This is a genomic window from Stutzerimonas stutzeri (genome assembly GCF_000935215.1).
Taxonomy (GTDB): domain Bacteria; phylum Pseudomonadota; class Gammaproteobacteria; order Pseudomonadales; family Pseudomonadaceae; genus Stutzerimonas.
This window is the reverse complement of the sequence record NZ_JXXD01000083.1, coordinates 20214-47163: the sequence shown is the minus strand read 5'-3', so window position 1 is coordinate 47163 and position 26950 is coordinate 20214. Positions and strand designations below refer to the sequence as shown.

Genomic DNA, 26950 nt, shown 5'->3' with positions numbered 1-26950 from the left:
CACTTCTGCAGTGGCCCCGTTGAGGCTTGCCAGCTCGCCGAGAGCGCAGAGGAATATCACGTTGATGCGTCGCTAAGTTTGGGCACTGCTCCCTTGCGCACCATCATAAAGATGCTTCTGGAAGCCGAAAAACAGACTCTTGATCAGTTCCGGCCTACCCAGATCTGCAACTGCATCGTTAATCGCATTCTTGTAGCGAAGCTTCAGCAAAGGGGAGAGCTTTTCCGGCCCCAATTCCTCCACACCCTCCTTCACGTATTGCGACAGCACGAAGTCAAGAAAGGCTTCTTGCTTGTCAGTGAATTGCCCATGCAGCGTGCTGCGAGCTCTGCTGGCGCGCTCTTCTCGAGTCTGCGGTTCGATGGAGAAGGCGACGTACGTCAGCACATCGAACAGGTCACTATGCTCGGCGTCGATGATGCGCTGCATTTCGTGCAGTACCTCGTTGCTAAAGCCACGTTCAGCCAGGCCCTGTAGGAGCGAAGTGCGAGTATCCGGGGCGCTCCAAAGCCCGCGTAGCTGGTCCTCATCTTTAAAAAATTCCGGCAGATTACCGAACAGGCTTTCCAGGAACTGCGCAGCAGACATCGGTTTGCCATCGGCGCCGAGGTACAGCGTCGCCATCATGCTCTTGATGCGGCGCACCGAGCCGTTGCTGAGTCTGACCTCGATCACGTCCGGGCGTGGATCGCGCGGTGGCTTGGGCGGCCTGGGTTCGTTTTCATAGCCGCCTCTGTCCTCTCCGGTGGCGACGCCTCCGGTCACGGTAGGCTCTATCGGTTCGCCATCCCATTCGGGATCGCTGAATAGGTGATGAGCTTTCACGAAGTCATAGATCGTGAAGTAATCCTTGCCGTCGAATAAGCGCGTACCACGACCGATGATCTGCTTGAACTCGATCATGTTGGTCACCGGCCGCATCAGCACAATATTGCGGACGTTACGCGCATCCACGCCGGTGGAGAGCTTCTGCGAGGTAGTGAGAACGGTCGGTATGGTCTTCTCGTTGTCCTGGAAATGCCGCAGGTGTTCTTCCCCCCGCGCACCATCATCGGCGGTCACCCGCACACAGTAGTCCGGCTCGCTGCTGCGCTTCATCTGGTTGATCAGGTCACGTACTTCCAGCGCATGCTGTTGGGTGGCGCAGAACACCAGCGTCTTCTCGTTTGGCGCGATCTGCTCCATGAACAGTTTGACCCGATAGGCCTCCCGCTCCGGGATCTTGATGACTCGATTGAAGTCCGCCTCGAGATAGCGCCGTCCCGCCTCAACCTCGCCTTTGATGACTATTCCGTCACCTGGCACATGCACGTACTCATCAAGCGTTGTAGCGATCTGCTTGACCTTGAACGGCGTGAGGAAACCGTCGTTGATGCCTTCCTTCAGCGAATACACATACACCGGCTCGCCGAAGTAGGCATAGGTGTCGACATTGTCCTTGCGCTTGGGCGTGGCAGTCAGACCGAGCTGCACCGCTGGGGTGAAATACTCAAGGATGCCGCGCCAGTTGCCCTCGTCGTTGGCGCCGCCACGGTGGCATTCATCGATGATGATGAAATCGAAGAAATCCGCCGGGTACTCGCCAAAGTAAGGCGTGCCGTTCGGCCCGCTCATGAAGGTCTGGAAAATGGTGAAAAAGATGCTGCCGTTCTTCGGCACCTTGCCCTTTTTGCGAATTTCGTCCGGGGCGATGCGCACCAGCGCGTCTTCGCTGAAGGCCGAAAACGAGTTGTAAGCCTGATCCGCAAGGATGTTGCGGTCCGCCAGGAACAGAATGCGTGGCTGACGCTGGGCGTCGCGCTTGAGGTTCCAGCGACTTTTGAACAGCTTCCAGGCCAGCTGAAAGGCGATAAATGTCTTGCCTGTGCCGGTCGCCAGCGTCAGCAGAATTCGCGACTGCTGCGCTGCGATTGCTTCCAGCACCCGCTTGATCGCAATGTCCTGATAGTAGCGCGCACCCCAGGTGCCTCCCTTGTCTTCGAACGGAATGGCGGCGAAGCGCTCGCGCCATTCATTGTGCTCGGCGAAGGTCAGGTTCCACAGTTCTTCCGGCGTGGGGAAGCTGAGCAAGTCGCCTTCTGCGCCAGTGAGCATGTCGATAGCGTAGATACGCTGGCCATTGGTTGCGTAGGTGAAGCGGATCGCCAGCTTCTTTGCATAGCTTTTGGCCTGGCCTGCACCCTCGGTGTAGTGCTTGTCCCAGGCTTTCGCCTCGATCACGGCCAGCTGAGTGTTGCGGTATACCAATACGTAATCGGCGATCTCCGCCTTGCCGCGTTGCCCCGCACCTTGGATGCGGCCATGAGTGATTTGAAACTCGCGTAGTACGCGGCTGCCATCGACCACGCCCCAGCCGGCTTCACGCAAGGCGGGGTCGATATGTTCGGCGCGGGTTTCAGCTTCGTTCACGGCAATATCCCTTTGGCATCATGCCCGGAGCATAACCCTCGGCGGCGTGGGTTTAGAAGGCGGAATCAACCTGCGAGCATGTTCATGATCAGGCGAATCAGCGTGTCTTTCTGCGCCGGGTCTGACTCCGCTACGAGCAAAGCGAGGGCGGCAAGGCCGATATCGTTGATCACTGGCTGGTTGGTAGCGTCCAGCAAGCGCCCATTGCGGTTGAGAAAGTCCACGAACAGAAACGCCCCGCTGCGCTTGTTGCCGTCGGCGAACGGGTGATTCTTGATCACGAAATACAGCAGATGGGCAGCCTTGGCCTCCACGCTGGGATAGGCCGGCTCGCCGAACACCGTCTGATCCAGATTGCCCAGCAGGCCGGCCAGTCCGTCGCCGCGTTCCAGGGCGAATAGCTCGGTGGCTTCGCCGCGAGCCATCAACTCGGCTTTCAGGCGAGCCAGCGCCTGGCGGGCTTCGTCCAGCGTAGGCAGCGCACCGCCAGCGATGGTGGGCGGATCGGTCAACAGGCCTTCGTCATACCGCTGAAGCAAGAGGAAGGTCTGCGCGTAGCGGGTAACGATATCCACCAGCCCTCGGCCGGTGTCGCTGAGCAACTCGGGGCTTTGCGCCGCTTTTCTCACCAGCTGCAGTGCGGCTTCCAGTTCCAGGGCATTGGCTTCGAAGCGTTGACGATTAAGGGTGTAGCCCTGGGTGAGGTGTTCGCGCAGCAAGCGTGTAGCCCATTGGCGGAACGACACGGCACGTTTGGAGCTGACCCGATAGCCCACCGAGATGATGGCGTCGAGGTTGTAGTGTTTCACCACACGGTTGACCTGCCGCTTGCCTTCCTGGCGAACTACCGAGGAATCCTCGGTAGTTGCCGCCTCGGCCAACTCGCCATCGGCAAAGATATTCTTCAGGTGCAGGCTGATGTTGTCGTTCGAGGTTTCGAACAACTCCGCCATCTGTCGCTGAGTCATCCATACCGTATCGCGCCCGGCATCCAGCCGAACCTCGACCGGCTGGCCCGCTTCCTGAAAGATCACCAGTTCCTGCTGAGCGTTATCCATCGTGTGCGCCTTGCGTCGATGCAGTTATAGCTGGCCGCTGAAGGCTTGGTGTAGCAGTGATTGCTTCAGTTCGTCGAGGGCGGCTAGTTTCTTTTTGTAGATGGATTCGAGGCGTTGGGTTTCTTTCGCGAGAGCATTGATCTTTTGGACTATTGCCAACTGCTCGGCTGTGTTTGCGGGAAACGGCACGACAACATCACCCATCTTGCTGGGTGATGTGTGGCGTACTTTTACACCAGACGCGCTGTCGTGTATTTCTTTCCTAACTCGCTGCGTATTGAAAACGTGAAAAAAGAACTCATTGCACCAAGGCGCTCCATTCTTCGCTGCGACTAACCCTAAACGCTGGTTATGTAGAAATCTACCAACCTTGGGCACCAGTATCGGGCTGCCGAGTAATCCTGCAGCCTGCTCAGTCATAGCGATCAGCAAATCGCCCTCAGCAAGTATGTAACCGGCAGGTATAGCGCCTTCGTAATATTTTTGCTTTCCGCCCCGATCCTTGTATCCGCCGCGCTCATGAAAATTGCCAGGGCTTAGCAGTATGTAGTCGCCCTTGGTCGAAAAGTATTCACTTTTGAATGCAAAACCATGTTTAAACTCGCACAGCTCATTTAACGGTTTCTCCAGCCAACCCTCTCCCTTTCGTATGAAAAGCGAATTCAAATAGCTTTCGAAAACCTCACGGGAGTTTTGCAGGTTCTTTTTGGCGTTGGCGCGGGCCTTGGCAATCTTGCCAAAGGCTTGGGCAAGGGTGGAGACGATGCGGCGCTGCTCGGGAATTGTCACGAGAGGGACATACATGTCCCGGATTTTTTGCTGTGAAATATTAGGCTGAGCGTTTCCGACTGCTTGGGCCACCAATTCACTCTTTCGTGACAGCAACAGGTAGTAAAGAAATTCAGGGATAAACGTTTTGTTAGGAAGAATCCCGCATACCGCCTGATTTGTCGCGGATTCAAAGCGCAATATGCCCACTTGTCCAGCTGTAGCCCCGTACATGGCGACCAAGACTGTGTTGGCCGGAAATAATTTGGCCGAGGATTTTTTTAATCCGAGTTCTGTAATAAAGGTTTTTGCCGCTGAAATTTCGCCCTGACTTACTTCGCCACTCTGAAGCCAAGGGATTTTTCCTCCTTCGTAAAACTCCTTATTAGACTTCAGCGGAGTACCGCCGGCCGCTGTCTTACAGACTTCGGCCAATCGGGTAACTTGCCAAACTGCTTTCACAGCAGCCCCCTGATAGTCGCCAGCACTTGCGCGCTCGCTTTATCCAGCGCCGCAATGTCGTCCAGGATTTCCTGCGGACTGCGGAAGGCTGCGTCTTGAGCGCCATTGGGGTTTTTCACCGACAGGTCGTAGCTCGCCTGATCAATGTCGGTCGCATTGACACTCCAGCTCTTCGGCGAATCGGCAAAGGTTTTTTGCAGTTCGATAAATTCAGTCAGGTCAGTGTCAGCCAGCGGGTTGGTCTTGCCCAGATTGCGGCCGGGGTCGAGCTGGTAGTACCAGACCTTGCGCGTCGGCGCGCCCTTGGTGAAGAACAGCACCACGGTCTTGACGCCCGCGCCCTGGAAGGTGCCGCTCGGGCAGTCGAGTACGGTGTGCAGGTTGCAGCTTTCCAGCAGCAGTTTGCGCAAGCTGACCGAGGCGTTGTCGCTGTTGCTGAGGAAGGTGTTCTTGATGACCACCGCGCCGTGCCCGCCGGCCTTGAGAGTCTTGATGAAGTGCTGGAGAAACAGGAAAGCGGTTTCGCCGGTCTTGATCGGGAAGTTCTGCTGGACTTCCTTGCGTTCCTTGCCGCCGAACGGCGGGTTGGCCAGCACGATGTCGAAGCGATCCTTGTCCTGAATATCGCTAAGGTTTTCCGTCAGGGTATTGGTGTGGATGATGTTCGGCGCTTCGATGCCATGCAGGATCATGTTCATGATGGCGATGACGTAGGCGAGGCTCTTTTTCTCCTTGCCGTAGAAGGTGTGCTTTTGCAGGGTTTCCTGCTGGCGAGTGGTCAGGTTCGGCTGGCTGCTCAGGTAATCGAAGGCTTCGCAGAGAAAGCCTGCCGAGCCGACCGCGCCGTCGTAGATGCGCTGACCGATGTGCGGATTGACCACCTTGATCATGGCGCGGATCAGCGGGCGCGGGGTGTAGTACTCGCCGCCGTTGCGCCCGGCGTTTCCCATGTTTCTGATCTTGACTTCGTAAAGGTGCGAGAGCTCGTGTTTCTCTGTCTGCGACCCGAAGCGCAGGCCGTCGACGATTTCCAGCACTTCGCGCAGGTTGTAGCCGCTCTGGATGCGGTTCTTCAGCTCGCCGAATATCTCGCCGATCTTGTACTGGATGGTGTCCGGTCCTTCGGCCTTCTGCTTGAAGCCATGCAGATACGGAAACAGCTTGGTATTAACGAAATCCTTGAGGTCATCACCGGTCAGTGCGCTGTTGTGGTCGATCTGGCCATTCGCGGTCTTGGGCGCCGCCCAGCGCTCCCAACGGTATTCCGGGTCGAGTATGTACAGGTAATACTTGCCCTCAAGCTGTGCCTCCACGGCTTTTTCCTGCTCCAGCGCGTCGAGGTACTTGAGAAAAAGCAGCCAGGAGGTTTGCTCGGTGTAGTCGAGCTCGCTGGTACAGCCGGCATCCTTGTGCAGGATGTCGTCGATGTTCTTGAAGGCCTGTTCAAACATGGCGGGCAGCTATTCCGTGAAGTGCCGGCTGGATCATAGCGGGCCGCTGGCACAAATCGCAGGCAATAAAAAACCCCAAGGAGGTTAATTTCGCTTGGGGTTTTTCGGTATTAGTGGTGCCCAGGGACGGAATCGAACCGCCGACACGGGGATTTTCAATCCCCTGCTCTACCGACTGAGCTACCTGGGCAACGGGGCGCTATTAGACGGATTTGGCTTTTGCCTGTCAAGCGTGGTCCGGAAAAATATTTAATCCGGACGGGCGCTTAGCGCAGCCGACGGTCATTCGCTCGGCGGCACGTAGCCTTCGGCCTTGGCGTAATCCTCGCCGGAGAAGAACTTGTCCATCTCGCCCTGAAGGAACTTGCGGTCTTCGGCGTTCATCATGTTCAGCCGGCGTTCGTTGATCAGCATGGTCTGGTGCTTCTGCCAGTCGTCCCAGGCCTGTTTGGAAATGTTGTTGTAGATGTCCTCGCCTTTCTGGCCTGGAAACGGCGGGCGCTCGAGGCCGGGGAGTTCTTCGTTGTACTTGCGGCAGTTCACGGTGCGGGTCATGAGGTTTCTCCTGCATTCAATTCAGCGGCGGCGCGCTTGAGCAGTGTCTTTACTGGCGCGGCAAGGCCGAGGCGCGGCGGGGTGGCGAGGTTATACCAGAGCCAGTCGGCCTCGGCCACGGCGTCGGGCGCGGACTTGACCCTGATCAGCCAGGGTTCGATTGCCAGCTGGAAATGGCTGAAGGTGTGGGTCAGGCCGGGCAGTTCGCGGCGCTCCTCGAGCTGCAGGGCATGCCGCGCGGCCAATGGGTCGAGCGCGGCGAGGTCGTCCAGTTCCGGCAGGCTCCAAAGTCCGCCCCACAGGCCCGTTGACGGGCGGCGGTAGAGCAGGATGGCGCCGTCGCGATTGGCCAGCAGCGGCATCAGTGTGCGTTTCTGCGGCAGCGCCTTGCGTGGCTTGGGTACCGGGAAGTCGGTTTCGCGCCCGAGCAGATGGGCGCGGCAGCCGTCCCTGAGCGGGCAGAGCAGGCAGCTCGGGCGGCTGCGCGTGCACAGCGTGGCGCCGAGATCCATCATCGCCTGGGTGTAATGGTTGACGCGCTGCTGCGGGGTGAAACGCTCGGCCACCTCCCACAGCTGGCGGGCCACCTTCGGCTCGCCGGGATAGCCGTCCTGCGCAACGTAGCGGGCCAGCACGCGCTTGACGTTGCCGTCGAGGATCGGCGCGCGCAGGCCCAGGCTGATGCTGGCGATGGCGCCGGCCGTGGAGCGGCCAATGCCCGGTAATTCGGCGAGCTGGTCGACATCCGCCGGAAACACGCCGCCGTATTCGGCCACGATGAGTTTCGCGGTCTTGTGCAGATTGCGTGCGCGACTGTAGTAGCCGAGCCCGGTCCACAGGTGCAGCACCTCGTCTTCCTCGGCGGCGGCGAGCGCCTCGACGCTGGGCAGCGCCTCCATGAAGCGGTCGAAGTAACCGAGCACGGTGCTGACCTGGGTCTGCTGCAGCATGATCTCCGACACCCACACCCGGTACGGCGTGATGTTCTGCTGCCAGGGCAGATCCTTGCGGCCGTGGCGGTCGAACCAGTCGAGGACCGCCGCGCCGAACTGCTCGGGGCTCATCGGTTGAACAGGCCTTTGAGCGCGTCCTTGAGCTCGGGGCTGACCTTGTCGCCGAGCTTCTCTTCGATCTTTTCGTTGAGCTTCTCGCCGGCCAGCCGCGCTGCGACCTTGCCCAGGGCGTCGTTGTCGAAGCGGCAGGCCTTGGCGCCCAGCTCCAGCGGGCCGCGGCAGCGCAGCGGCCATTCGATGCCGACGTAGCGCTCGTTGACCTGGCAGGCCGGGTCCGGCATGGCGCCCTTGTCGCCTTCGATGACGATGCCGACGCGGTAGTCCATGCCCAGCACGCGCAGATCGACGTCGCCGTTGCCGTTGACGGTGAGCCCAGGAATGCTGGCCTTGAGGTCGGGGTTGCTGGCCACGCCGTTGCGCAGCGTCAGGTTGCCCTTGAGTTCGCGGAACGGCGTGTCCTTGCTGCGTGGTTCGCTGGTGAGCGGCTTGCGATTGAGCGTGGCGATGGCACGGCACAGCTGCTGCTCGAGGTTGGCATCGACCAGCACGCCGTTGTCGATGATGAAGCCGACCTTGCCGTTGAGGTTGTCGATCCAGGCCTTCTCGCTGTTGCCCTGGGTGCGCAGGTCGGCATCCAGGTTGAGCAGCCCCTTGACCACCACGTCCTCGCCCTGGCTTTCCAGCAGGCGCTCGACCGGCACGCCATTGAAGCGGTTCTGCACGGTCAGCAATGGCAGTGCCGGGCGTACGTCGAGGCTGGCCGAGCCGTCCAGGCGGCCGCCATACAGCCCGCCGCGCACTTCCTGCAGGGTCAGCAGGCCGTTGCGGGTGCGTGCCTTGAGGTTGAAACCGTCCAGCGGGATTTTCATTGCGGTCAGGCTGCCGATGGCCAGGTTGACCTCGGTGTCGAGCTTGCGCAGCTGATCCAGCGGCAACACCGAAGCTTCGCTCCAGGCCTGCTGGGTCGGCGCGTTGGGCAGTGGCGTGGTGCCGCTGCCGACCGCGCTGGCCTGGGTGCTCTTGACCTCGCTCTTGCGCGCCGCCTCGGCCGGTTGCTCCTTGCTCGGTGGCGGCAGGTAGCGGTCGAGATTGAAGCGGTCGCCTTTGAGGTCGACGCGCAGTGCCTGGCGGGCGAAGTCGCTGATCGCGAGGCGGCCGGTGAAGGTGCTGTCGTCGAGCTTCAGGGTCAGCTCTTCCAACGCCAGGCTGTTCGGCGTACCGCTCAGGCGACTGACCAGTTCGGCCTTGCTCAGTGCGGCAGCGTCAGCCATGGCCGGCAGTTGCTGGCCGGTGCCCTGAAGGAATTCGCGCAGGTTGAACTGCGCCACGGTCAGCGCACCGCTGATCTTCGGTTCCTTGTCCAGATCACGCGCCTTCAGTTCGCCCAGCCCGCGGAGCTGGTTGGCGGTGAACTTGAGGCTGTTCCATTCGGCGATCTGCGCAGCGAGATCGACCAGCAGCTGGCCCTGGGCGCTGAAGGTCAGTGTCTGCCCTTGCAGCGGCTCGCCGGAAGCCTCGCCGGACAGGCGCATGTCTTCGAACTGGTAGCGCTTGAGCTGGTTGTCGAAACGCAGCGCGCCCTGCAGTTCTGTGCGCGCGCGCATCACCGGCTTGTTGCTGCCGAAGAAGGCGTTGAGCTTGAGCGGGATCGGGCTGCCTTCGCGGATCGCGCCGGTCGTGAGCTCGATGCTTTCGGCGCTGTACTGCTGGCCGGTCTTGGCGTCGCTGTAGGTTACGCGGGCATCGCTGACGGTCAGGCTGTCGATATCCAGCGTCAGCGGCTTGTTGCGCGAAGCTGGCGCTTCGTCGGCCTGTTCTGGGCCTGGCTCGCTGGCCTTCGGGGTTTGCGCGGACTGCTCTGGCTGTTTGGCCGGCTGGCCAACGCCCTCCCAGTTGCCGCGGCCCTGTTCGTCACGGCTCAGGGTCAGGTTGAGGCCGTTGACGGTGATGTCGCTCATCTGCACTTCGCGGCTCAGCAGCGGCATTACCCGCACCGACAGGCCGAGCATGCGCAGGTCGGCGAACGGCTGCTCGGGTGTCTGTGCGCTGGCCAGGGTGGTCTCGTGCAGCTCCAGGCCGAGCCAGGGGAACAGGCTCCAGCCGATGTCGCCTTTGATGTCCAGTTCAAGGCCGGCCTTGCTGCGTGCCAGGTCGCGGATCTCGTCCTTGTAGTCGTTGGGATCGAATAGGTGGGTCAGGGCGAAGCCCGCCGCCACGACGATCAGCAACAGCCCGAGAAAGACCAGACCCAGGATTTTGCCGAGCGATTTCATGGACGAGTCCTTGTAGATGAACGATCTGAAAAGTGCCGAGTATAGCCCCGTGCCTGCACTTGTCGGGAACGCGGTCGGCGTTGGAGTGCCGTTGCGGGTGCGGGTTCCACAGATGGCCGCGGCGGGCAAGCGCGCCCCGTCGGCGGATCAGGCAGGGCGCAGCGGATATCGTGTGGGCGACTTAGAGCGAATCCAGCGGCAGATGCGTTCGCGCAGCCAGAGCGCTGGCTTCCAGATGACCGGCGGGTGCGGCAAGGCGCAACGGCTTGCCGGCTTCACTGGCCAGCCGTTGGGTTTCTTCCAGCAGCCGGCGGCCGACGCCGCGCTTGCGGGTGACCTTGCGTACGCACAGGTGCGACAGGCGCCAGGCTTCGTCGCCGCGCCTCAGCAGGGCGGCGCCGAGCAGACGGTCATTGAAGCGGCCGGCAATCAGGCTGCCATCGGCCAGCGCCGCCTCAATCAGCGCCTCGGCGCTGGCATAGGGCGTCAGCAGCCATTCGGGGGCATCGGCGTAGATTTTCGCCAGATCGGTTAAATCCTGCGGGCTGGGCTGGGTGACGGATTCGACGTAGACGGGCATGGCGACCTTGCGACGGCTGAGCAGAAGTGCCGGCAAGGATACGCCGAACCGCCGCCAGCGCACGAGACGGCGGCGGTTGGCGCGTTCGCTCAGTGCAGGCGATGGCGCTCGTGAAGGAAGCTCAGCACCGCACGGCGATAGTGGTTGTACTCCGGGTCGTCGGCCAGGGCGATGCGATCGCGCGGGCGCGGCAGTTTCACCTCGAGGATTTCGCCGATGGTCGCCGAGGGGCCGTTGGTCATCATCACGATGCGGTCGGAGAGCAGCACGGCCTCGTCGACGTCGTGGGTGATCATCATCATGGTGTTGCCCAGGTCCTTCTGGATCTTCATCACCTCGTCCTGCAGGTGCGCGCGGGTCAGCGCATCGAGGGCGCCGAACGGCTCGTCGAGCAGCAACACCTTGGGCTTCATTGCGAGCGCACGGGCGATGCCGACGCGCTGCTTCATGCCGCCGGAGATTTCCTGCGGATACTTGTTCAGTGCGTGGCCCATGTTTACCAGCGCCAGGTTGTGTTCGATCCAGTCGCGCCGTTCGCGCTTGTTCATGCTGCGCTTGAACAGCTTGTTCACTGCCACTTCGACGTTTTCGTAGACGGTCAGCCAGGGCAGCAGCGAGTGGTTCTGGAACACCATGCTGCGGTCCGGGCCGGGGCCGCGGACTTCCTTGCCGTCGAGGATCACGCCGCCGAGGCTGGGGTCGAGCAGGCCGGCGACGATGTTCAGTACCGTTGACTTGCCGCAACCGGAGTGGCCGATGATGGAGATGAACTCGCCCTTGGCGATGTTCAGGTTGATGTCCTTGAGCACCTGCGAGGCAAGGTTGCCGCGCACGAAACTCTTGTCCAGGTGTTCGATGGAGAGATAGCTCATGGCGTTGCTCCTCAGTTGGCCGGAATGCCGCGGGTGATGCGCTGGCCGACGAAGGCCACCAGGCGATCGAGCACGAAACCGACCACGCCGATGTAGACGAGCGCGAGGATGATGTCGCTGATGCGCGAGGCGTTCCACGCATCCCAGATGAAGAAGCCGATGCCGACGCCGCCGATGAGCATCTCCGCGGCGATGATCGCCAGCCACGACAGGCCGACGCCGATGCGCAGGCCGGTGAAGATGTAGGGTGCAGCGGCCGGCAGCATGATGTTCTTGAAGTACTCGAAGCCGTTGAGCTGCAGCACCTGGGCGACGTTGCGGTAGTCCTGCGGGATGTTGCGGATGCCCACCGCGGTATTGATGATGATCGGCCAGATCGCGGTGATGAAGATGACGAACAGCGCTGAGGGATGGCTGTCCTGAAAGCCCGCCAGCGATAGCGGCAGCCAGGCCAGCGGCGGCACGGTGCGCAGCACCTGAAAGATCGGATCGAGGCCGCGCATGGCCCAGTCCGACTGGCCAATCAGCACGCCGAGGCCGACCCCGGCGACCACCGCCAGCATATAACCCACCGCAACCCGCTGCAGGCTCGCCAGCAGCTGCCAGGCCAAGCCCACGTCATTGCCGCCGTTGTCGTAGAACGGATCGATGATCAACTCCCAGGTTTCCGCGACCACCTGCGAGGGCGGCGGCAGCGCGGCATCGGCACCGGAGCAGAGCATCTCCCAGATCAAGCCGAGCAGCAGCAGGATCACCAGTGGTGGCACCAGCTGCTGCACCGCGTAGCGGCCGCTGCGCCGAGCCAGTGTGGCGAGCCGGGAAGGGCGGACGATGGACACCGGCTCGGCGCTGGCGGGCTGCAGTTTGACGTTGGCATTCATGGGCTTTTCCTCGCGGGTTGCGGTTATCAGGCCATGGCCTTGATGGTCAGGCTGTCCAGATAGGCTTGCGGGTTCTCGGGGTCGAACACCTTGCCGTCGAAGAACTTCTCCACGCCGCGGGAGGTGGAGGCCGGGATCAGCTCGGCGGGCAGGTTCAGTTCGCCAGCGGCGGCGCGCCAGATGTCCTCGCGGTTGACCTTGGCGATCAGCGCCTGGCTGTCGAAGTCGGCCGGCAGGTAGCCCCAGCGCTTGTTCTCGGTGAGGAACCAGAGGTCGTGGCTCTGGAAGGGGTAGGAGGCGTGGTCGTCCCAGTAGCGCATCTGCTCGGGATGGTTCTCGATGACCTTGCCGGTGCCGTAGGCGAAGTTGCCCTTCATGCGGTCGACGATGTCCTTGTAGGGAGCGCCGATCCACTTGCGCTGCGAGCAGATCTTCGCCACTTCCTCCTTGTTTTCGGCCTTTTCGCAGAACTGCTGGGCTTCCATGATCGCCATGGTCAGCGCCTTGGCCGCGTTGGGGTTGGCCGCCACGTAGTCGCTGCGCAGGGCGAAGGCCTTTTCCGGGTGGTTGTGCCACAGCTCGCCGGTGGTGTTGGCGGTGTAGCCGATCTTCTGGTTGATCAGTTGGGCGTTCCACGGCTCGCAGACGCAGAAGGTGTCCATGCTGCCAACCTTCATGTTGGCGACCATCTGCGCTGGCGGCACGACGATGGTGTTGATGTCGGCGTTCGGGTCGATGCCGCCGGCCGCCAGCCAGTAGCGCATCCACAGGTCATGAGTGCCGCCCGGGAAAGTCATCGCCGCACTGACCTTCTTGCCGCTGGCCTTCTTCGCCTCCAGCGCGACCTTGAACGGGGTGCTGTCGAGGCCGATCTTCAGGTCGCGATATTCCTCGCCGACCGAGATGCACTGCCCGGCCAGGTTCAGCCGCGCGAGGATCGACATGGGTACCGGCTGGTTGTTCGGCGTGACGATGCCGGCGCTGATCAGGTAGGGCATCGGCGTGAGGATGTGCGCGCCGTCGATGCCGTTCTTCGCCGAGCCGAGCACCAGGTTGTCGCGGGTGGTGCCCCAGGACGACTGCTTGAGTACCTCGACCTCGGTCATCCCGTATTTGGCGAAGAAGCCCTTCTCGGCGGCGACGAACAGCGGCGCGGCGTCGGTCAGGGCGATAAAGCCGAGCTTGGCCTTGCTGGTCTCCACATCCCCGCCCGCCGCCCAGGCGGCCGAACGCATGCCCAGGGACATGCCGCCGAACAGGGCGACGCCGCTGGCGGCAATGATCGAGTGCTTGAGAAAGCTGCGGCGCGAGGCCAGCGTTACGCTGCTGGGCTGGTCGTTGTTCGGCTTGTCGGTCATGGTCGGGTTTTCCTTTGGGCGAAAAAAAACGGCGCCACACCGCCCGGCTGGAGCCGGAGAGCGTGGACACCGTTGTCCTAATGAGGAGTTGTGAAAGCCGAAGGATCCGGCCTTGCCTGAGCTTTGCGAAAGCTGTGCCAGAACTGCTCAGGCGGCGCGGAACGGGTGCTGCCGCGGCATCGAATCGCCGGGAGGTTTCCATCGAATCAAGCACTTGCGGCGGGGCGCAAACAGAGCGCGACCAGTTCCGTGATTGGCTTGCTCGAGATGAATTGCGCTTGGCGATCCTGCGGGACTGGCGGCGCATGCACATCCGCGGGGCAGGCATGCTGTGCTGATGGTGCGGCGTGCCTGTTTTCAGTGCTTGGAGCGCTGGCCCAGAGTGCGGGCCGGGGCGCGCTCGGCGGGCTGTGCCAGTGCCAGCAGGCGCTGGGCGACCTCCTCCAGGCGCAGGCCCTGATTCATTGCCGCCTGACGCAGCCAGCCGTAGGCCTCGCCTTCGGAGAAGCCCTGCTGGCGCATCAGCTGCTGCTTGGCCCGCTCCACCTGTTTGCGTTCGTCCAGCGCCTGACGCGCCTCGCGCAATTCTTCATTGAGACCCTGCAGGCGCACGCTCTGGGTTAGCAAGAGTTCCAGGGTCGAGCGCGCCACCATCGCGGTCATGCCGTCCGGCGGTGGCGCGTCCAGATCGCTGGCCTGCACACTGAACAGCTTGGCCTGCTCGGCGGCGGCGTGCATGTCGGCGATGCCGTCGAGCAGCTTGCGATGGCTCTGCAGGTCCTTGCGGATACGCTCGATGCTGTACCGGCACTGTTGCAACAGATCCTGCTCCAGGCGCGTCTCGACCTGCTTCATTGCGTCGATGCGGTGCGTGTGCAGCTCGAACCAGAGCTCGCACAGCTGCGGTTCGACCGCCGCGCCGGGGCTGGTACGGCGGGCGATGTCACGCAGGCGGCAGGCGTTGATGTTCGTCTCGCTGGCGCACAACGCTTGCCATAGCGCCTGCGCTGCCGGGCTGGCGAAGCGGCTGAAGGTGGCGAAGCAGCGCTCCTGGCCTTCGAGCAGATGCTCCAGGCGCTCCAGCATGTCCGCGCGGAAATAGCCGCTGGCGAAGCCGACGACCCCGAGCGCGCGCTCCTGGCCGGCCAGTTCCTTGCCCTGCATGAAATTGAACAGCGCCACCAGGCAGCGGGTGATGTCCGGGTCGGCGGCGGTGTCGGCCGCTTCGAACACCACTGCCAGCAGCCCGCCGATCAGCCGCACCAGTGTTGCCGTGGCGTCCTGCATGCTGATGGCGTGCTCGCGGATGCGCCGGCGCAGAGCCGGCAGCTCGTCGAGACTGTGCAGGGCATAGGCGATGCGGGTGAACAGCCGGGTTTTGTCCGCAGTGCTGACGGCATCCAGGTCGATGCGATCCAGATCCAGGCGCACCCCGCGCTCCAGCGCCTCGGCTTCCAGGCTGAGCACGTCCAGCTGCTGGCGCTGATGGGCGGCGTTGCCGCTGAGGTAGATGTTCGAGTAGCCGCGCTCTTTCTGCAGCGCGTGCACCAGCTGGCTGATACGGGTGACCAGTTCGCAGGTGCGCGCCAGGTCTTCCAGGCCGAGCAGTTCGCTGCGCCGGGACGCCAGCATGAAGCGCAGGGTCGCAGGCATTTTCCGTCCGTGCATGGGCGGCACCTCCGCGGGTTGTCGCGCAGGTTCTTGCAAGATGCAGTCCAGTAAACCCGGCGCGTATCCGTGCTGCGGCGTTTGCGCCTATAATGTGCCCCTTTTCGCCCACGATCAGCGGAGCTGTTGATGTCCGAACGTACGGCTTACGTAGAGCGCAACACCCTGGAAACCCAGGTCAAGGTCACCATCAATCTGGATGGCACCGGCAAGGCGCGCTTCGCCATCGGCGTGCCCTTCCTGGAGCACATGCTCGACCAGATCGCCCGTCACGGGCTGATCGACCTGGATATCGAGTGCAACGGCGACCTGCACATCGATGACCACCACACCGTCGAGGACGTCGGCATCACCCTCGGCCAGGCCTTCACCAAAGCCATCGGCGACAAGAAGGGCATGACCCGCTACGGGCATTCCTACGTACCGCTGGACGAGGCGCTGTCGCGCGTGGTGATCGACTTCTCCGGGCGCCCGGGGCTGACCATGAACGTGCCCTACACCCGCGCGGTGGTCGGCAAGTTCGACGTCGACCTGTTCCAGGAATTCTTCCAGGGCTTCGTCAATCACGCCCTGGTGACCCTGCACATCGACAACCTGCGCGGCATCAACACCCACCACCAGATCGAAACAGTGTTCAAGGCCTTCGGCCGCGCGCTGCGCATGGCCGTCGAGCTCGATCCGCGCATGGCCGGGCAGATGCCGTCCACCAAAGGGTGCCTGTAATGCAGACCGTCGCCGTCATCGACTACGGCATGGGCAACCTGCACTCGGTGGCCAAGGCGCTGGAACACGTTGGCGCTGGCCGCGTGCTGATCACCAGCGATGCCCAGGTCATCCGTGAGGCCGACCGAGTGGTGTTTCCCGGCGTCGGCGCGATTCGCGACTGCATGGCGGAGATCCGCCGGTTGGGCTTCGACGAACTGGTTCGCGAAGTCAGCCAGGACCGCCCATTTCTCGGCATCTGCGTCGGCATGCAGGCGCTGATGGAGCGCAGCGAAGAAAACGACGGCGTCGATTGCATCGGTCTGTTCCCCGGTCAGGTGCGCTTCTTCGGCAAGGACCTGCACGAGGACGGCGAGCACTTGAAGGTACCGCACATGGGTTGGAACGAGGTCAAGCAGGTGGTCGACCATCCGCTCTGGCACGCGATTCCGGACAATGGGCGCTTCTATTTCGTGCACAGCTATTACATCGAAGCCGGCAATCCGCGGCAGGTGGTCGGTCGCGGCCATTACGGCAACGACTTTGCCGCCGCGCTGGCCGACGGCTCGCGCTTCGCCGTGCAGTTTCACCCGGAGAAGAGCCACACCCACGGCCTGCAGCTGCTGCAGAACTTCGCCGCCTGGGATGGCCGCTGGTAAATGAGCCGGGCCAAGCTCAAGCCGCCAGTCCTGACGCTGGATGCCGCTCAGGAGCAGGCGGCGCAACAGGTCATCAAGCGCTTTCTGGAAGAGCGGTTCGAACTCGAGCTGGGCTCGTTCGAGGCGCAGGAAGTGCTCGATCTGTTCGCCCGGGAAATCGCGCCGCTGTATTACAACAAGGCGATCTTCGACGTACAGAGCCACCTGAAGGAACGGTTCGAGAGCATCGAAAGCGACTTGTGGGCGCTCGAGAAGAGCTGACCCTTAACCGACACTTGATTTGAACAGGTTCAAGCCATGCTGATTATCCCCGCTATCGATCTGAAGGACGGCGCCTGCGTGCGTCTGCGCCAGGGCCTGATGGACGATGCCACGGTGTTTTCCGACGACCCGGTGGCCATGGCCGCCAAGTGGGTCGAGGCCGGCTGCCGTCGCCTGCACCTGGTCGACCTCAACGGTGCCTTCGAAGGCCAGCCGGTCAACGGCGAGGTGGTCACCGCCATCGCCAGGCGCTACCCGGACCTGCCGATCCAGATCGGTGGCGGCATCCGCACCCTGGAAACCATCGAGCACTACGTGCGCGCCGGTGTCAGCTACGTGATCATCGGTACCAAGGCGGTCAAAGAGCCGGAGTTCGTTACCGAGGCCTGCCGCGCCTTTCCGGGCAAGGTCATCGTTGGCCTGGATGCGAAGGACGGCTTCGTCGCCACCGATGGCTGGGCCGAAGTCTCCAGCGTGCAGGCAGTCGACCTGGCGCGCCGCTTCGAGGCCGATGGCGTCGCGGCGATCGTCTATACCGACATCGCCAAGGACGGCATGATGCAGGGCTGCAACGTCGAGGCGACCGTGGCGCTGGCCAACGCCAGCCGCATCCCGGTGATCGCCTCCGGCGGCATCCATAACATCGGCGACATCCAGAAGCTGCTCGACACCAACACGCCGGGCATTGTCGGCGCCATCACCGGCCGGGCGATCTACGAAGGCACGCTCGACGTCGCCGAGGCGCAGGCGCTCTGCGACCTGAAGTACAAGGACGAGTGATTCGCTGAACTGCGGTGGATCGGTGAAGCGCGATCCACCCTACACGCTACCTGCAGCTTGAAGCCTGCGGCTTGAATAAGCCGCTTTCGGAGAAAGCCATGGCCCTGGCCAAACGCATCATTCCCTGCCTCGACGTGGACAACGGCCGCGTGGTCAAGGGCGTCCAGTTCGAGAACATCCGCGACGCCGGCGACCCGGTGGAAATCGCCCGCCGCTACGACGAGCAGGGCGCCGACGAGATCACCTTCCTCGACATCACCGCCAGCGTCGACAACCGTGACACCACCCTGCACACCGTCGAGCGCATGGCCAGCCAGGTGTTCATCCCGCTGACTGTGGGCGGTGGCGTGCGCAGCGTGCAGGATATCCGCAACCTGCTCAATGCCGGCGCCGACAAGGTCTCGATCAACACCGCCGCGGTGTTCAACCCGGACTTCGTCGGCGAGGCCGCGGACCGCTTCGGCTCGCAATGCATCGTCGTCGCCATCGATGCGAAGAAGGTCTCCGCGCCGGGCGAGCCGGGTCGCTGGGAAATCTTCACCCATGGCGGGCGCAAGCCCACCGGCCTGGATGCGGTGGCCTGGGCGAAGAAGATGGAAGACCTCGGCGCTGGCGAAATCCTGCTGACCAGCATGGATCAGGACGGCGTGAAGAGCGGCTACGATCTGGGCGTCACCCGGGCCATCAGCGAAGCGCTGTGCATCCCGGTGATCGCCTCCGGTGGCGTCGGCAATCTGCAGCACCTGGCCGATGGCATCCTCGAAGGCAAGGCCGATGCGGTGCTGGCCGCCAGCATCTTCCACTTCGGCGAATACACCATTCCGGAAGCCAAGGCCTATCTGGCTGCCCGCGGCATCGTGATGCGCTGATCGCGTTGCCGGCAGAGCGAAAGGCTTCGCTCTCGAAACATGGACACGTCCGCGGCTGTTGCGGATAAGTACTCAGGGGGTACACACATGCGCAAGACAATCTCTACCATCGCCGCAGCTTTGCTGCTGGGCGCTACGCTGGCGCACGCTCAGGCGCCAGACAAGATCAATCTGCTGACCGAGAATTTCCCGCCCTACAACATGGCGGACGATGGCAAGAACTTCGCGCGTGACGAGCACATCACCGGGATCGCCGCGGACATCGTGCGCGAGATGTTCAAGCGTGCCGGCATCGACTACACCTTGACGCTGCGCTTCCCCTGGGAGCGCATCTACGGTATGGCGCTGGAGCAGCCGAACTACGGGGTTTTCGTCACGGCGCGCCTGCCCGAGCGCGAAGAGCTGTTCAAGTGGGTTGGTCCCATCGGCCCGGACGACTGGGTGTTGCTGGCTCGTGGCGACAGTCCGATCAACCTGACCAGCCTGGATCAGGCGCGCCAGTACAACATCGGCGCCTACAAGGGTGATGCCATTGCCGAGCACCTGGACGGTCAGGGGCTGCAGCCGCAGCTCGCCCTGCGCGATCAGGAGAACGTGAAGAAGCTGATCGACGGCAAGATCGACCTGTGGGCCACTGGTGATCCCGCTGGCCGCTACCTCGCCCGCCAGGACGGTGTGACCGGACTCAAGCGTGTGCTGCGTTTCGACAGTGCCGAACTGTACCTGGCGCTGAACAAGCAGGTCGCCGACGAGACGGTGCAGAAGCTGCAGAAAGCGCTCGACCAGATGCGCAGCGAAGGTGTGATCGACGAGATCAACGCCCGCTACCTCTGAGCCTTCCGTAGTCGGCGCATCTCCTGCGCCGACTTTTCGGTGATGGCGGTGCGCCAGTAGCGTGCGCCGATCCTCCTGCTCGCGCCGTCCTGGCGCATGCACGCTTCCCTGATTCAGCGGGCGCTCAGCCGCCTGGCGCCGTGGCGCTTCGCTGGTTCGCATCTTGCTTTGGACAGCCCCCGGCTCTGGCTCGCGGAGGGGTGGGCCAGGGAATCGAGAAAAAGGGAGCGATCCATGTTCAAGCGAATCATTGCCGTCGTCTTGCTGCTGCTCTGTGCTCACGCGCACGCCGCGCTGCCTGACGATTACCGAGTCGTGCTGCTGACCGAGAATTTTCCACCATTCAACATGGCTGAGGACGGCAAGAACTACGCCGCCGACGCGCGCATCCACGGCATCAACGCCGACATCGTGCGCGAGATGTTCCGCCGCGCGAATATCCGCTACGAGCTGACCCTGCGCTTTCCCTGGGATCGCATCTACAAGAAGGTGCTCGAACAGCCGGATCAGGGGCTGTTCTCCACCACCTTCACGGCCGAGCGCGAGCAGCAGTTCAAATGGGTCGGCCCGTTGGCGAGCATCAGCTGGGTGCTGCTGGCGCCCGCCGACAGTCCTCTGCGCCTGACCGGGCTGGAGCAGGCACGCGACCTGCGCATCGGTGCCTACAAGAACGATGCGGTCAGCCAGCATCTGGAGGGCAAGGGCCTGGCGCCGATCAACTCGCTGCGTGATCAGGAGAACATCGGCAAGCTGCTCAAGGGTCAGATCGACGTCTGGGCCACCGCCGATCCGGTCGGACCCTACCTGGCCAAGCAGGAAGGTGTGACCGGCCTGAAACCGGTGCTGCGTTTCAATGAAGCGCGGCTGTTCCTCGCGCTCAACCGGGCGACACCGGACGAAGTGGTTGAGCGTCTGCAGCGGGCGCTGGATGCGATGCGTGCCGACGGCACGGTGGATGCGATGCTGCGCCGCTATCTCTGAAGCTCAGCGGTAGACGCCGCCACGACCATGGGCGGCCATCGCGCGGTTGCTGCGGGTGGCGATCATCTGCCCGACATCGACCCATTCGATGCCCTGCGCCGAGAGTCGCGGCAGTTCGCGTTCGAGCACGGCCAGCGTGCTCTCGTGGGGATGACCGATGATGACGACCGAGCCTTGCTTGCGCGCCAGCGCGACTGCCGCGTGAAAGCGTTCGGCTACCGCGGACGGTGAAGGGTCGTCATCGAGAAAGATGTCCCGCGACAGGCTGGCCAGTGCCGTGCGTTGGGCGCTGGCGGCGGCTACGGTGCGCGGGCTGGTGCGGCTGTCGAGAAAGAACAGGTGGCGGCGCTGCAGTTCGCCCATCAGCCAGGTCATGGCCTGTATCTGATCGGTCATGGCGCTGCCCATGTGGTTGTTCAGCCCGCTGGCATGCGGTACCGCCGCAATCGCTGCGTCGAGACGGCGTGCCAGTTCGTCATGAGGTAGTTGGGGATGCCAGGCGAAACGGCCTTGGGCAGGCGCCATCGGCATGTGCAGCATGACCGTTTTGCCGGCGCGATGGGCCTGCTCGGCCAGGTCGGCTGCATGGCGGGTGTCGGGAAGGATCGCCAGCGCGACCGGCCCCGGCAGTTGCAGCACGCGGCGGTCGCGTGCCGGGTTCTGCCCGAGGTCGTCGATTATCAGGGTCAACCTCGGTCGCGGGACATGGTCCGGCGTGGCTGCGGGCTCGCTGGCATACAGCGCCTGGCTGGCGAGCAACACCAGCAGCGCCAGCCCTGCTACCCAGCCTGACATCTTCACTGGCCGCGGGTGAGGTTCAATCCCTTGAGCAGATTCAGGGCCTGACCGAGCTGGTAGTCATCGTCCTGCGGGCGCGGCGAGTCGCTGGCGATCTGGGTGGCGGTGGGACGGTCCGGACCGCCGTTGCCGTTGCCCAGGTGGCCAGCAAGATCTGCCTCGCGGAAGCCATCGGCGGCCTGCTCGCGGGTCAGCTTGGCACGCTCCACCTTGATGTCCGGCTCGATGCCCTGGGCCTGGATCGAGCGGCCGTTGGGGGTGTAGTACAGCGCGGTGGTCAGCTTCAGTGCACGATCGTTGTTCAGCGGCAGCACGGTCTGTACCGAGCCCTTGCCGAAGCTGTCGGTGCCCATCACCACACCGCGCTTGTGATCCTGCAGCGCGCCAGCGACGATCTCCGAGGCCGAGGCGCTGCCGCCGTTGATCAGCACCACCAGCGGTACGCCTTCGCTGGCATCTGCCGGGTCGGCGTTGAAGCGCAGCTCGGAATTGGCGATGCGACCCTCGGTGTAGACGATCAGGCCCTTGGTCAGGAAGTGGTCGGAAATCTCGACAGCCGCCTGCAGCACGCCACCGGGGTTGTTGCGCAGGTCGAGGACCAGGCCGTTGAGCTTCTTGCCGTCGTTGTCCTTCTTCAGCTTCGCCAGCGCCTTGCCCACTTCCTCGCCGGAGTTGACCTGGAACTGAGTGACGCGCAGGTAGCCGTAGCCCGGCTCCAGGATCTGACTGCGGACGCTGCGCACCTTGATGACCGCGCGGGTCAGCTTCACGTCGAACGGCTGGCCGCCTTCGCGCACCAGCGTCAGGCTGATGCTGCTGCCCGGCTTGCCGCGCATCTTGCCGATGGCGTCCATCATCGACAGCCCCTTGGTCGGCTGGCCATCGATCTTGACGATCAGGTCGCCGGCTTCGATGCCGGCCTTGGACGCCGGGGTATCGTCGATCGGTGAAACGACCTTGATGAAGCCGTCTTCCATGCCGACTTCGATGCCGAGACCACCGAATTCGCCGCTGGTGCTTTCCTGCAGCTCGGCGAACGCTTCGGGCTCGAGATAGGCGGAATGAGGATCGAGATTGCTGAGCATGCCTTTGATGGCATTTTCCAGCAGGGTCTTGTCATCCACTGGTTCGACATAGGCAGCCTTGATACGGTCCAGTACCTCGGCAAAGGTGCGCAGTTCCTCCAGCGGCAGCGGGGCTTTGGCACTGGCACTTGGCGCCGCGGCCTCCTCCATGGGCTGCTGGGCCCATGCGCCGCCCTGCATCCCCAGCAATACGGCCAGGGCGAGCGTGGATGGGCGGGCGAAACGGCGCAGGTGCAACATGTCGAACTCCAATTATGAGAGGGCGCGCTTGGTGGTGCGGGCGGCTCGGCAGGACCGAACGCCGCTGCTCGCTAACCTTGCGCGCGGCACCATTGGGCAGGATCGCTGGGGCGCCCCTGCTGGCGAATGGCGAAATACAGTGCGGCAGTTTCCTGGCCGCCGCTGGTGCCTACCGTGGCAATTGCGTCACCGGCCTTGACGATATCGCCGGCGTCGCGCAGCAGGCTCTGGTTGTGGCCATACAGGCTCAGATAACCATTGCCATGGTCGAGGATTACCAGCAGTCCAGCGCCGCGCAGCCAGTCGGCGAACACTACGCGTCCGCCATGGACGGCGCGGACCTGAGTACCGACGCTGGCGCCGATCAGTACGCCGTCCCACTTGGTTCGAGCGTCGCCGCCGCGCGGAGTGCCATAGCGGGCGACGAGACGTCCATCCACCGGCCATGGCAGCTTGCCCTTGGCCTTGGCGAACGGGCCGCCGAAGTTGCCGCCGGCACTGGAAACCAATGGGCCGCTCGGCGCAGTGCTGGCGCCGGGCCGGGATTGTTGTTGCTCCTGACGCTGGCGCTCGGCAAGCAGTTCGCGTTGCCGGGCTTCCTCGGCTTCGCGAGCCTGGCGCGCCAGAGTTTCCTCGATGGTCTTGAGAACCCGTTCGAACTGGGCCTGCTCCTGACGGCGGGCCTGCAGCTTCTGTTCGCGGCTGGACAGGTCGCTGTTGAGCTTGGCCAGCGTTTGCTGGCGCTCCTTGCGCACCTCGGCGAGCTGCTCGCGCCGCTCCAGCAGGCCGTCCTTCTTTTCCGCCAGAAGGTTCTGCTGCGCTTCGATGTCAGTCTCGACTCCGGCCAGTTGGCGCAGGGTCTCGTTGAAGCTGTCGAGCTGTTCGAGGCGCGCCTTGTTCAGGTAGTCGTAATAGGTGATGGTGCGGCTGAATTTTTCCGGGTTCTGCTGGTTGAGCAGCAGCTTGAGGTATTCCTGCCTCCCATTCTGATAGGCGGCGCGGGCCTGCAGCCCGATCAGGCGCTGTTGCTGCAGGCGTGCGCCTTCGAGGGTGGTTTTCTCCTCGTTCAGGCGTTCCAGCTCAGCCTCGCTGCGGTCGATCTCCTGCTGCAGGGTGTCGACCTGTTTTTCCAGCTGACCCATCTCGCTTTCGGTGGTCTTCAGCTGCTTCTGAACGCCGGATTTCTCCTGCTCGATCTGCTTGAGCAGTTTCTGCAGTTCGGCAATGTCCTGGCGAGCGGCTTCGATCTGCTGCCGCGCTGCGGCACGTTCGTCCGCCACGGCGGGGCCGAGCAGGCAGAGGAAGGCGAGGGCAAGAAAGGTACGAGGCATTGGAGGGCGTCAACCGAGCGTTATGACCGACGTAGTATGCCTAAAAAGCAAGCTGGAAGCTTGAAGCCTGTAGCGGGAAACGGCGGCTGGCGCCAGCCGCTTCCCGCCCGGCTCGATCATTTTAGCTCGACGATCGAGCGACCGGTCATCTCTGGCGGTACCGGCATGCCGAGCAGGGTCAGCATGGTTGGCGCGACATCGGCCAGCACGCCGCCTTCGCGGATCGAGACGTTGCGCTTGCCTATATAGATGAAAGGCACTGGCTCACAGGTATGCGCGGTGTGCGCCTGGCCGGTCATGACGTCTTCCATCTGTTCGACGTTGCCGTGGTCGGCGGTCAGCAGCGCTTCGCCACCGACCTTGTCCAGCGCCTCGACGATCCGCCCGACGCAGCTGTCCAGGCATTCCACCGCCTTGACCGCGGCATCGAACACGCCGGTATGACCGACCATGTCGCCGTTGGCGTAGTTGACCACGATAACGTCGTAGCGCTGGTTTTCGATGGCATCGACGATACGATCGGTGACCTCGGGCGCGCTCATCTCGGGTTTCAGGTCGTAGGTGGCGACCTGAGGCGAGGGGATCAGAATGCGCTCTTCGCCGGGGAAGGGCTCTTCGCGGCCGCCGGAGAAGAAGAAAGTGACGTGGGCGTATTTCTCGGTTTCGGCGATGCGCAGCTGGGTCTTGCCGTTGTTGGCCAGGTACTCGCCGAGCACGTTGGTCAGCGCTTCCGGGGCGAAGGCTGCCGGCGCGGGAATGCTCGCGGCGTACTGGGTGAGCATGACGAACTCGGCCAGTTGCAGCACTCGGGAGCGTTCGAATTCATTGAAGCCGGGTTCGACGAAGCAACGGGTCAGCTCGCGGGCGCGGTCGGCACGGAAGTTCATGAACACCACGGCGTCGCCATCCTCGACGCGCACCGGTTCGCCGATGGTGGTCGCCTTGACGAATTCGTCGCTTTCGCCACGCTCGTAGGCGGCGATCAGGCCATCCACGGCGTAGTCGGAGCGGTACTCGGCCTTGCCCTCGACGATCAGCTCGTAGGCCTGTTGTACGCGGTCCCAGCGGTTGTCGCGGTCCATGGCGAAGTAACGGCCGATCAGGCTGGCGATACGCCCCTTGCCCAGGCGCGTGAAGGTGGCCTGGAGCAGTTCGATGGAGTGCTGTGCGCTCTTCGGCGGGGTGTCGCGGCCGTCGAGGAAGGCATGCAGGTAGATCTTCTCGGCGCCGCGCTGGGCCGCCAGCTCGGCCATGGCGACCAGATGATCCTGATGGCTGTGCACGCCACCGTCGGAAAGCAGGCCGAGGATGTGCACCGCCTTGCCGGCCCCCGCGGCCTTGTCGACGGCGGCACAGATGGTCGGGTTGGCGAAGAACTCGCCATCACGGATCGCCTTGGTCACCCGGGTGAAGTCCTGATACACCACGCGCCCGGCACCCAGGTTCATGTGACCGACCTCGGAGTTGCCCATCTGCCCGTCCGGCAGACCGACATCCATGCCGCTGCCAGAGATCAATCCGTGCGGCTGGCTGGCCAGCAGGCGATCGTAGACCGGCTTGCGGGCGGCGTGGATGGCGTTGAAGTCCGGGCTGTCGCTGTGCCCGAAGCCATCGAGAATGATCAGTACTAGGGGTTTGGGCGCGGCGGTGGGGGCGACGGACATGCTTTCGGGCTCCTTGCACGGGGGCGGAAAAGGGCAGCCAGTCTACTGGCTGGCCGGGGCGAGGTCACGAATCATCAGGGTTCAGCCGGTAGGAGGGGCTGTGTATACTGGCCCGCATTTTATCGTCCGGGTACCCGTTGATGCTCGCTAACCTGATTGAATTTGTCTCTAACCACTACGTACTCAGCAGCCTGTTCGTGGTGCTGTTGATCCTTCTGTTCATCACCGAGACCCGCAAGGGTGGCAAGAGCCTGAGCAATCGCGAACTGACGGCACTGGTCAACAGTGGCGAGGGCGTGGTGTTGGACGTGCGCGTCAAGAAGGAGTTCGACGCCGGTCATATCGTCGATGCATTGAACATTCCCTACGAGAAGCTGGTCAGCCGCACAGGCGAGCTGGAAAAGCACAAGGCCAAGACCATCATCGTGGTCGACGCCATGGGGCAGCACGCCGGAACGGCCTGCCGTGAGCTGCAGAAGGCAGGCTTCACCGCCGCCAAGTTGTCGGGAGGGATTTCCAGCTGGCGCGGCGACAATCTGCCAGTGGTCAAGTAATCATGCCCAACGTCGTCATCTATACCACCGCCTGGTGCCCGTTCTGTATCCGCGCCAAGGCGCTGCTCGATCGCAAGGGTGTCGCCTACGAGGAAATTCCCGTGGATGGCAACCCGTCCCTGCGCGCCGAGATGGCCAGCAAGGCCGGACGCACCTCGGTGCCGCAGATATGGATCGGCGAGAAACACGTCGGCGGCTGCGATGAGCTGCACGCTCTGGAGCGCGCCGGACGTCTCGACCCGTTGCTGCAGGCTTGAGGCCGGCAACGCGGGTCTGCGAACAATTCAAACGACACGCACAACTGGATAGAAGGTTGCAGAAATGACCGAACAAGCTAACAACGGCGGCGCAGCGTCGCAGAACGAACAGGGCGCGCAGTTCTCCCTGCAGCGCATCTACGTCCGCGACCTGTCCTTCGAAGCGCCGAAGAGCCCGGAAATTTTCCGTCAGGAATGGAATCCGAGTGTCGCGCTGGACCTGAACACCAAGCAGAAGGCGCTTGAGGGCGACTTCCATGAAGTCGTGCTGACCCTTTCGGTCACCGTGAAGACCGGCGAAGAAGTTGCGTTCATTGCCGAAGTGCAGCAGGCCGGGATCTTCCTGATCAAGGGTCTGGAAGCGGCTGCGATGAGCCACACCCTTGGCGCGTTCTGCCCGAACATCCTCTTCCCTTACGCCCGTGAGGCGCTGGACAGCCTGGTGACCCGCGGTTCGTTCCCGGCGCTGATGCTGGCTCCGGTGAACTTCGACGCACTCTACGCCCAGGAAATGGCGCGCATGCAGAGCGCCGGCGAAGCCCCCAGCACCGCCCACTGATCCATGCGGATCATGCAGGAAGCGTCTG

The 26950-nt window shown here is 63.0% G+C and carries 26 protein-coding genes and 1 tRNA gene; 10 read left to right on the top strand and 17 right to left on the bottom strand.

The window, feature by feature from the left end; genetic code table 11:
- Window positions 1-72 precede the first annotated feature (72 nt).
- The 13 genes from hsdR to LO50_RS09805 all read right to left on the bottom strand — a co-directional run bounded on the left by hsdR (window position 73) and on the right by LO50_RS09805 (window position 15348).
- Window positions 73-2409: an EcoAI/FtnUII family type I restriction enzme subunit R gene (gene hsdR / locus LO50_RS09865; RefSeq protein ID WP_044314862.1), complete on the bottom strand. Its 2337-nt coding sequence runs from the start codon at window positions 2407-2409 to the stop codon at window positions 73-75.
- Window positions 2410-2474: 65 nt separating this feature from the next.
- A complete protein-coding gene (locus LO50_RS09860) occupies window positions 2475-3467 on the bottom strand; it encodes a virulence RhuM family protein/type II toxin-antitoxin system death-on-curing family toxin (RefSeq protein ID WP_014818621.1) in 993 nt (330 codons plus the stop codon).
- Between the two features lie 24 nt (window positions 3468-3491).
- Entirely contained in the window at window positions 3492-4697 is a 1206-nt protein-coding gene (locus LO50_RS09855; protein WP_080902088.1) for a restriction endonuclease subunit S, read from the bottom strand.
- The gene (locus LO50_RS09850; protein WP_014818623.1) at window positions 4694-6148 is read right to left on the bottom strand and encodes a class I SAM-dependent DNA methyltransferase; all 1455 of its coding nucleotides are present in this window, start codon (window positions 6146-6148) and stop codon (window positions 4694-4696) included. Before LO50_RS09850 ends, LO50_RS09855 begins: the two co-directional genes overlap by 4 nt.
- A gap of 114 nt (window positions 6149-6262) precedes the next feature.
- A tRNA-Phe gene (locus LO50_RS09845) sits at window positions 6263-6338 on the bottom strand.
- A gap of 92 nt (window positions 6339-6430) precedes the next feature.
- A complete protein-coding gene (locus tag LO50_RS09840) occupies window positions 6431-6703 on the bottom strand; it encodes an oxidative damage protection protein (protein ID WP_003280779.1) in 273 nt (90 codons plus the stop codon).
- On the bottom strand, window positions 6700-7767 hold the full coding sequence (gene mutY / locus LO50_RS09835) for an A/G-specific adenine glycosylase (RefSeq protein WP_044314861.1): 1068 nt from the start codon (window positions 7765-7767) through the stop codon (window positions 6700-6702). Before mutY ends, LO50_RS09840 begins: the two co-directional genes overlap by 4 nt.
- Complete coding sequence (locus tag LO50_RS09830; protein WP_044314860.1) at window positions 7764-9989, bottom strand: AsmA family protein; 2226 nt, start codon at window positions 9987-9989, stop codon at window positions 7764-7766. Before LO50_RS09830 ends, mutY begins: the two co-directional genes overlap by 4 nt.
- Before the next feature lie 181 nt (window positions 9990-10170).
- Complete coding sequence (gene panM / locus LO50_RS09825; RefSeq protein ID WP_041015118.1) at window positions 10171-10569, bottom strand: aspartate 1-decarboxylase autocleavage activator PanM; 399 nt, start codon at window positions 10567-10569, stop codon at window positions 10171-10173.
- A gap of 89 nt (window positions 10570-10658) precedes the next feature.
- On the bottom strand, window positions 10659-11441 hold the full coding sequence (locus LO50_RS09820; RefSeq protein WP_003296263.1) for an ABC transporter ATP-binding protein: 783 nt from the start codon (window positions 11439-11441) through the stop codon (window positions 10659-10661).
- Window positions 11442-11452: 11 nt separating this feature from the next.
- Window positions 11453-12322 (bottom strand): nitrate ABC transporter permease, encoded by an 870-nt coding sequence (gene ntrB / locus LO50_RS09815; protein ID WP_044314859.1) that lies wholly within the window; start codon window positions 12320-12322, stop codon window positions 11453-11455.
- 26 nt (window positions 12323-12348) lie between these two features.
- Window positions 12349-13680: a CmpA/NrtA family ABC transporter substrate-binding protein gene (locus LO50_RS09810; RefSeq protein WP_044314858.1), complete on the bottom strand. Its 1332-nt coding sequence runs from the start codon at window positions 13678-13680 to the stop codon at window positions 12349-12351.
- A 357-nt stretch (window positions 13681-14037) separates the two neighbouring features.
- A complete protein-coding gene (locus LO50_RS09805; RefSeq protein WP_044314857.1) occupies window positions 14038-15348 on the bottom strand; it encodes a nitrate regulatory protein in 1311 nt (436 codons plus the stop codon).
- Window positions 15349-15477: 129 nt separating this feature from the next.
- On the opposite strand from LO50_RS09805, the gene hisB reads away from it, so the two are divergent.
- The 7 genes from hisB to LO50_RS09770 all read left to right on the top strand — a co-directional run bounded on the left by hisB (window position 15478) and on the right by LO50_RS09770 (window position 20434).
- Window positions 15478-16071: an imidazoleglycerol-phosphate dehydratase HisB gene (gene hisB, locus LO50_RS09800; RefSeq protein WP_003282885.1), complete on the top strand. Its 594-nt coding sequence runs from the start codon at window positions 15478-15480 to the stop codon at window positions 16069-16071.
- Window positions 16071-16709, top strand: coding sequence for an imidazole glycerol phosphate synthase subunit HisH (hisH, locus tag LO50_RS09795; protein WP_003282884.1), 639 nt, complete (start codon window positions 16071-16073; stop codon window positions 16707-16709). Before hisB ends, hisH begins: the two co-directional genes overlap by 1 nt.
- On the top strand, window positions 16710-16970 hold the full coding sequence (locus LO50_RS09790; protein WP_014818632.1) for a DUF2164 domain-containing protein: 261 nt from the start codon (window positions 16710-16712) through the stop codon (window positions 16968-16970).
- 36 nt (window positions 16971-17006) lie between these two features.
- A complete protein-coding gene (gene hisA / locus LO50_RS09785; RefSeq protein WP_044314856.1) occupies window positions 17007-17750 on the top strand; it encodes a 1-(5-phosphoribosyl)-5-[(5-phosphoribosylamino)methylideneamino]imidazole-4-carboxamide isomerase in 744 nt (247 codons plus the stop codon).
- Between the two features lie 98 nt (window positions 17751-17848).
- Complete coding sequence (gene hisF / locus LO50_RS09780; RefSeq protein ID WP_014818634.1) at window positions 17849-18619, top strand: imidazole glycerol phosphate synthase subunit HisF; 771 nt, start codon at window positions 17849-17851, stop codon at window positions 18617-18619.
- 87 nt (window positions 18620-18706) lie between these two features.
- Window positions 18707-19453: a substrate-binding periplasmic protein gene (locus tag LO50_RS09775; RefSeq protein ID WP_014818635.1), complete on the top strand. Its 747-nt coding sequence runs from the start codon at window positions 18707-18709 to the stop codon at window positions 19451-19453.
- Between the two features lie 234 nt (window positions 19454-19687).
- Window positions 19688-20434, top strand: coding sequence for a substrate-binding periplasmic protein (locus tag LO50_RS09770; RefSeq protein ID WP_044314855.1), 747 nt, complete (start codon window positions 19688-19690; stop codon window positions 20432-20434).
- A gap of 3 nt (window positions 20435-20437) precedes the next feature.
- On the opposite strand, the gene LO50_RS09765 is transcribed toward LO50_RS09770, so the two are convergent.
- The 4 genes from LO50_RS09765 to gpmI form a co-directional block, all read right to left on the bottom strand.
- Complete coding sequence (locus LO50_RS09765) at window positions 20438-21229, bottom strand: divergent polysaccharide deacetylase family protein (protein ID WP_044314854.1); 792 nt, start codon at window positions 21227-21229, stop codon at window positions 20438-20440.
- A 2-nt stretch (window positions 21230-21231) separates the two neighbouring features.
- A complete protein-coding gene (locus LO50_RS09760; RefSeq protein ID WP_014818638.1) occupies window positions 21232-22557 on the bottom strand; it encodes a S41 family peptidase in 1326 nt (441 codons plus the stop codon).
- A gap of 71 nt (window positions 22558-22628) precedes the next feature.
- Window positions 22629-23888 carry a murein hydrolase activator EnvC family protein gene (locus tag LO50_RS09755; RefSeq protein ID WP_044314853.1) on the bottom strand — a complete coding sequence of 420 codons (1260 nt, stop codon included), beginning with the start codon at window positions 23886-23888 and terminating at the stop codon, window positions 22629-22631.
- 116 nt (window positions 23889-24004) lie between these two features.
- Window positions 24005-25552 carry a 2,3-bisphosphoglycerate-independent phosphoglycerate mutase gene (gene gpmI, locus LO50_RS09750; RefSeq protein WP_044314852.1) on the bottom strand — a complete coding sequence of 516 codons (1548 nt, stop codon included), beginning with the start codon at window positions 25550-25552 and terminating at the stop codon, window positions 24005-24007.
- Between the two features lie 140 nt (window positions 25553-25692).
- Between gpmI and LO50_RS09745 the strand changes: the two genes are divergently transcribed.
- The 3 genes from LO50_RS09745 to secB all read left to right on the top strand — a co-directional run bounded on the left by LO50_RS09745 (window position 25693) and on the right by secB (window position 26922).
- Window positions 25693-26106 (top strand): rhodanese-like domain-containing protein, encoded by a 414-nt coding sequence (locus LO50_RS09745; protein WP_014818641.1) that lies wholly within the window; start codon window positions 25693-25695, stop codon window positions 26104-26106.
- A gap of 2 nt (window positions 26107-26108) precedes the next feature.
- The gene (gene grxC / locus LO50_RS09740; protein WP_041015047.1) at window positions 26109-26363 is read left to right on the top strand and encodes a glutaredoxin 3; all 255 of its coding nucleotides are present in this window, start codon (window positions 26109-26111) and stop codon (window positions 26361-26363) included.
- A gap of 64 nt (window positions 26364-26427) precedes the next feature.
- Window positions 26428-26922: a protein-export chaperone SecB gene (secB, locus tag LO50_RS09735; protein WP_014818643.1), complete on the top strand. Its 495-nt coding sequence runs from the start codon at window positions 26428-26430 to the stop codon at window positions 26920-26922.
- The last annotated feature ends 28 nt before the right edge of the window (window positions 26923-26950 follow it).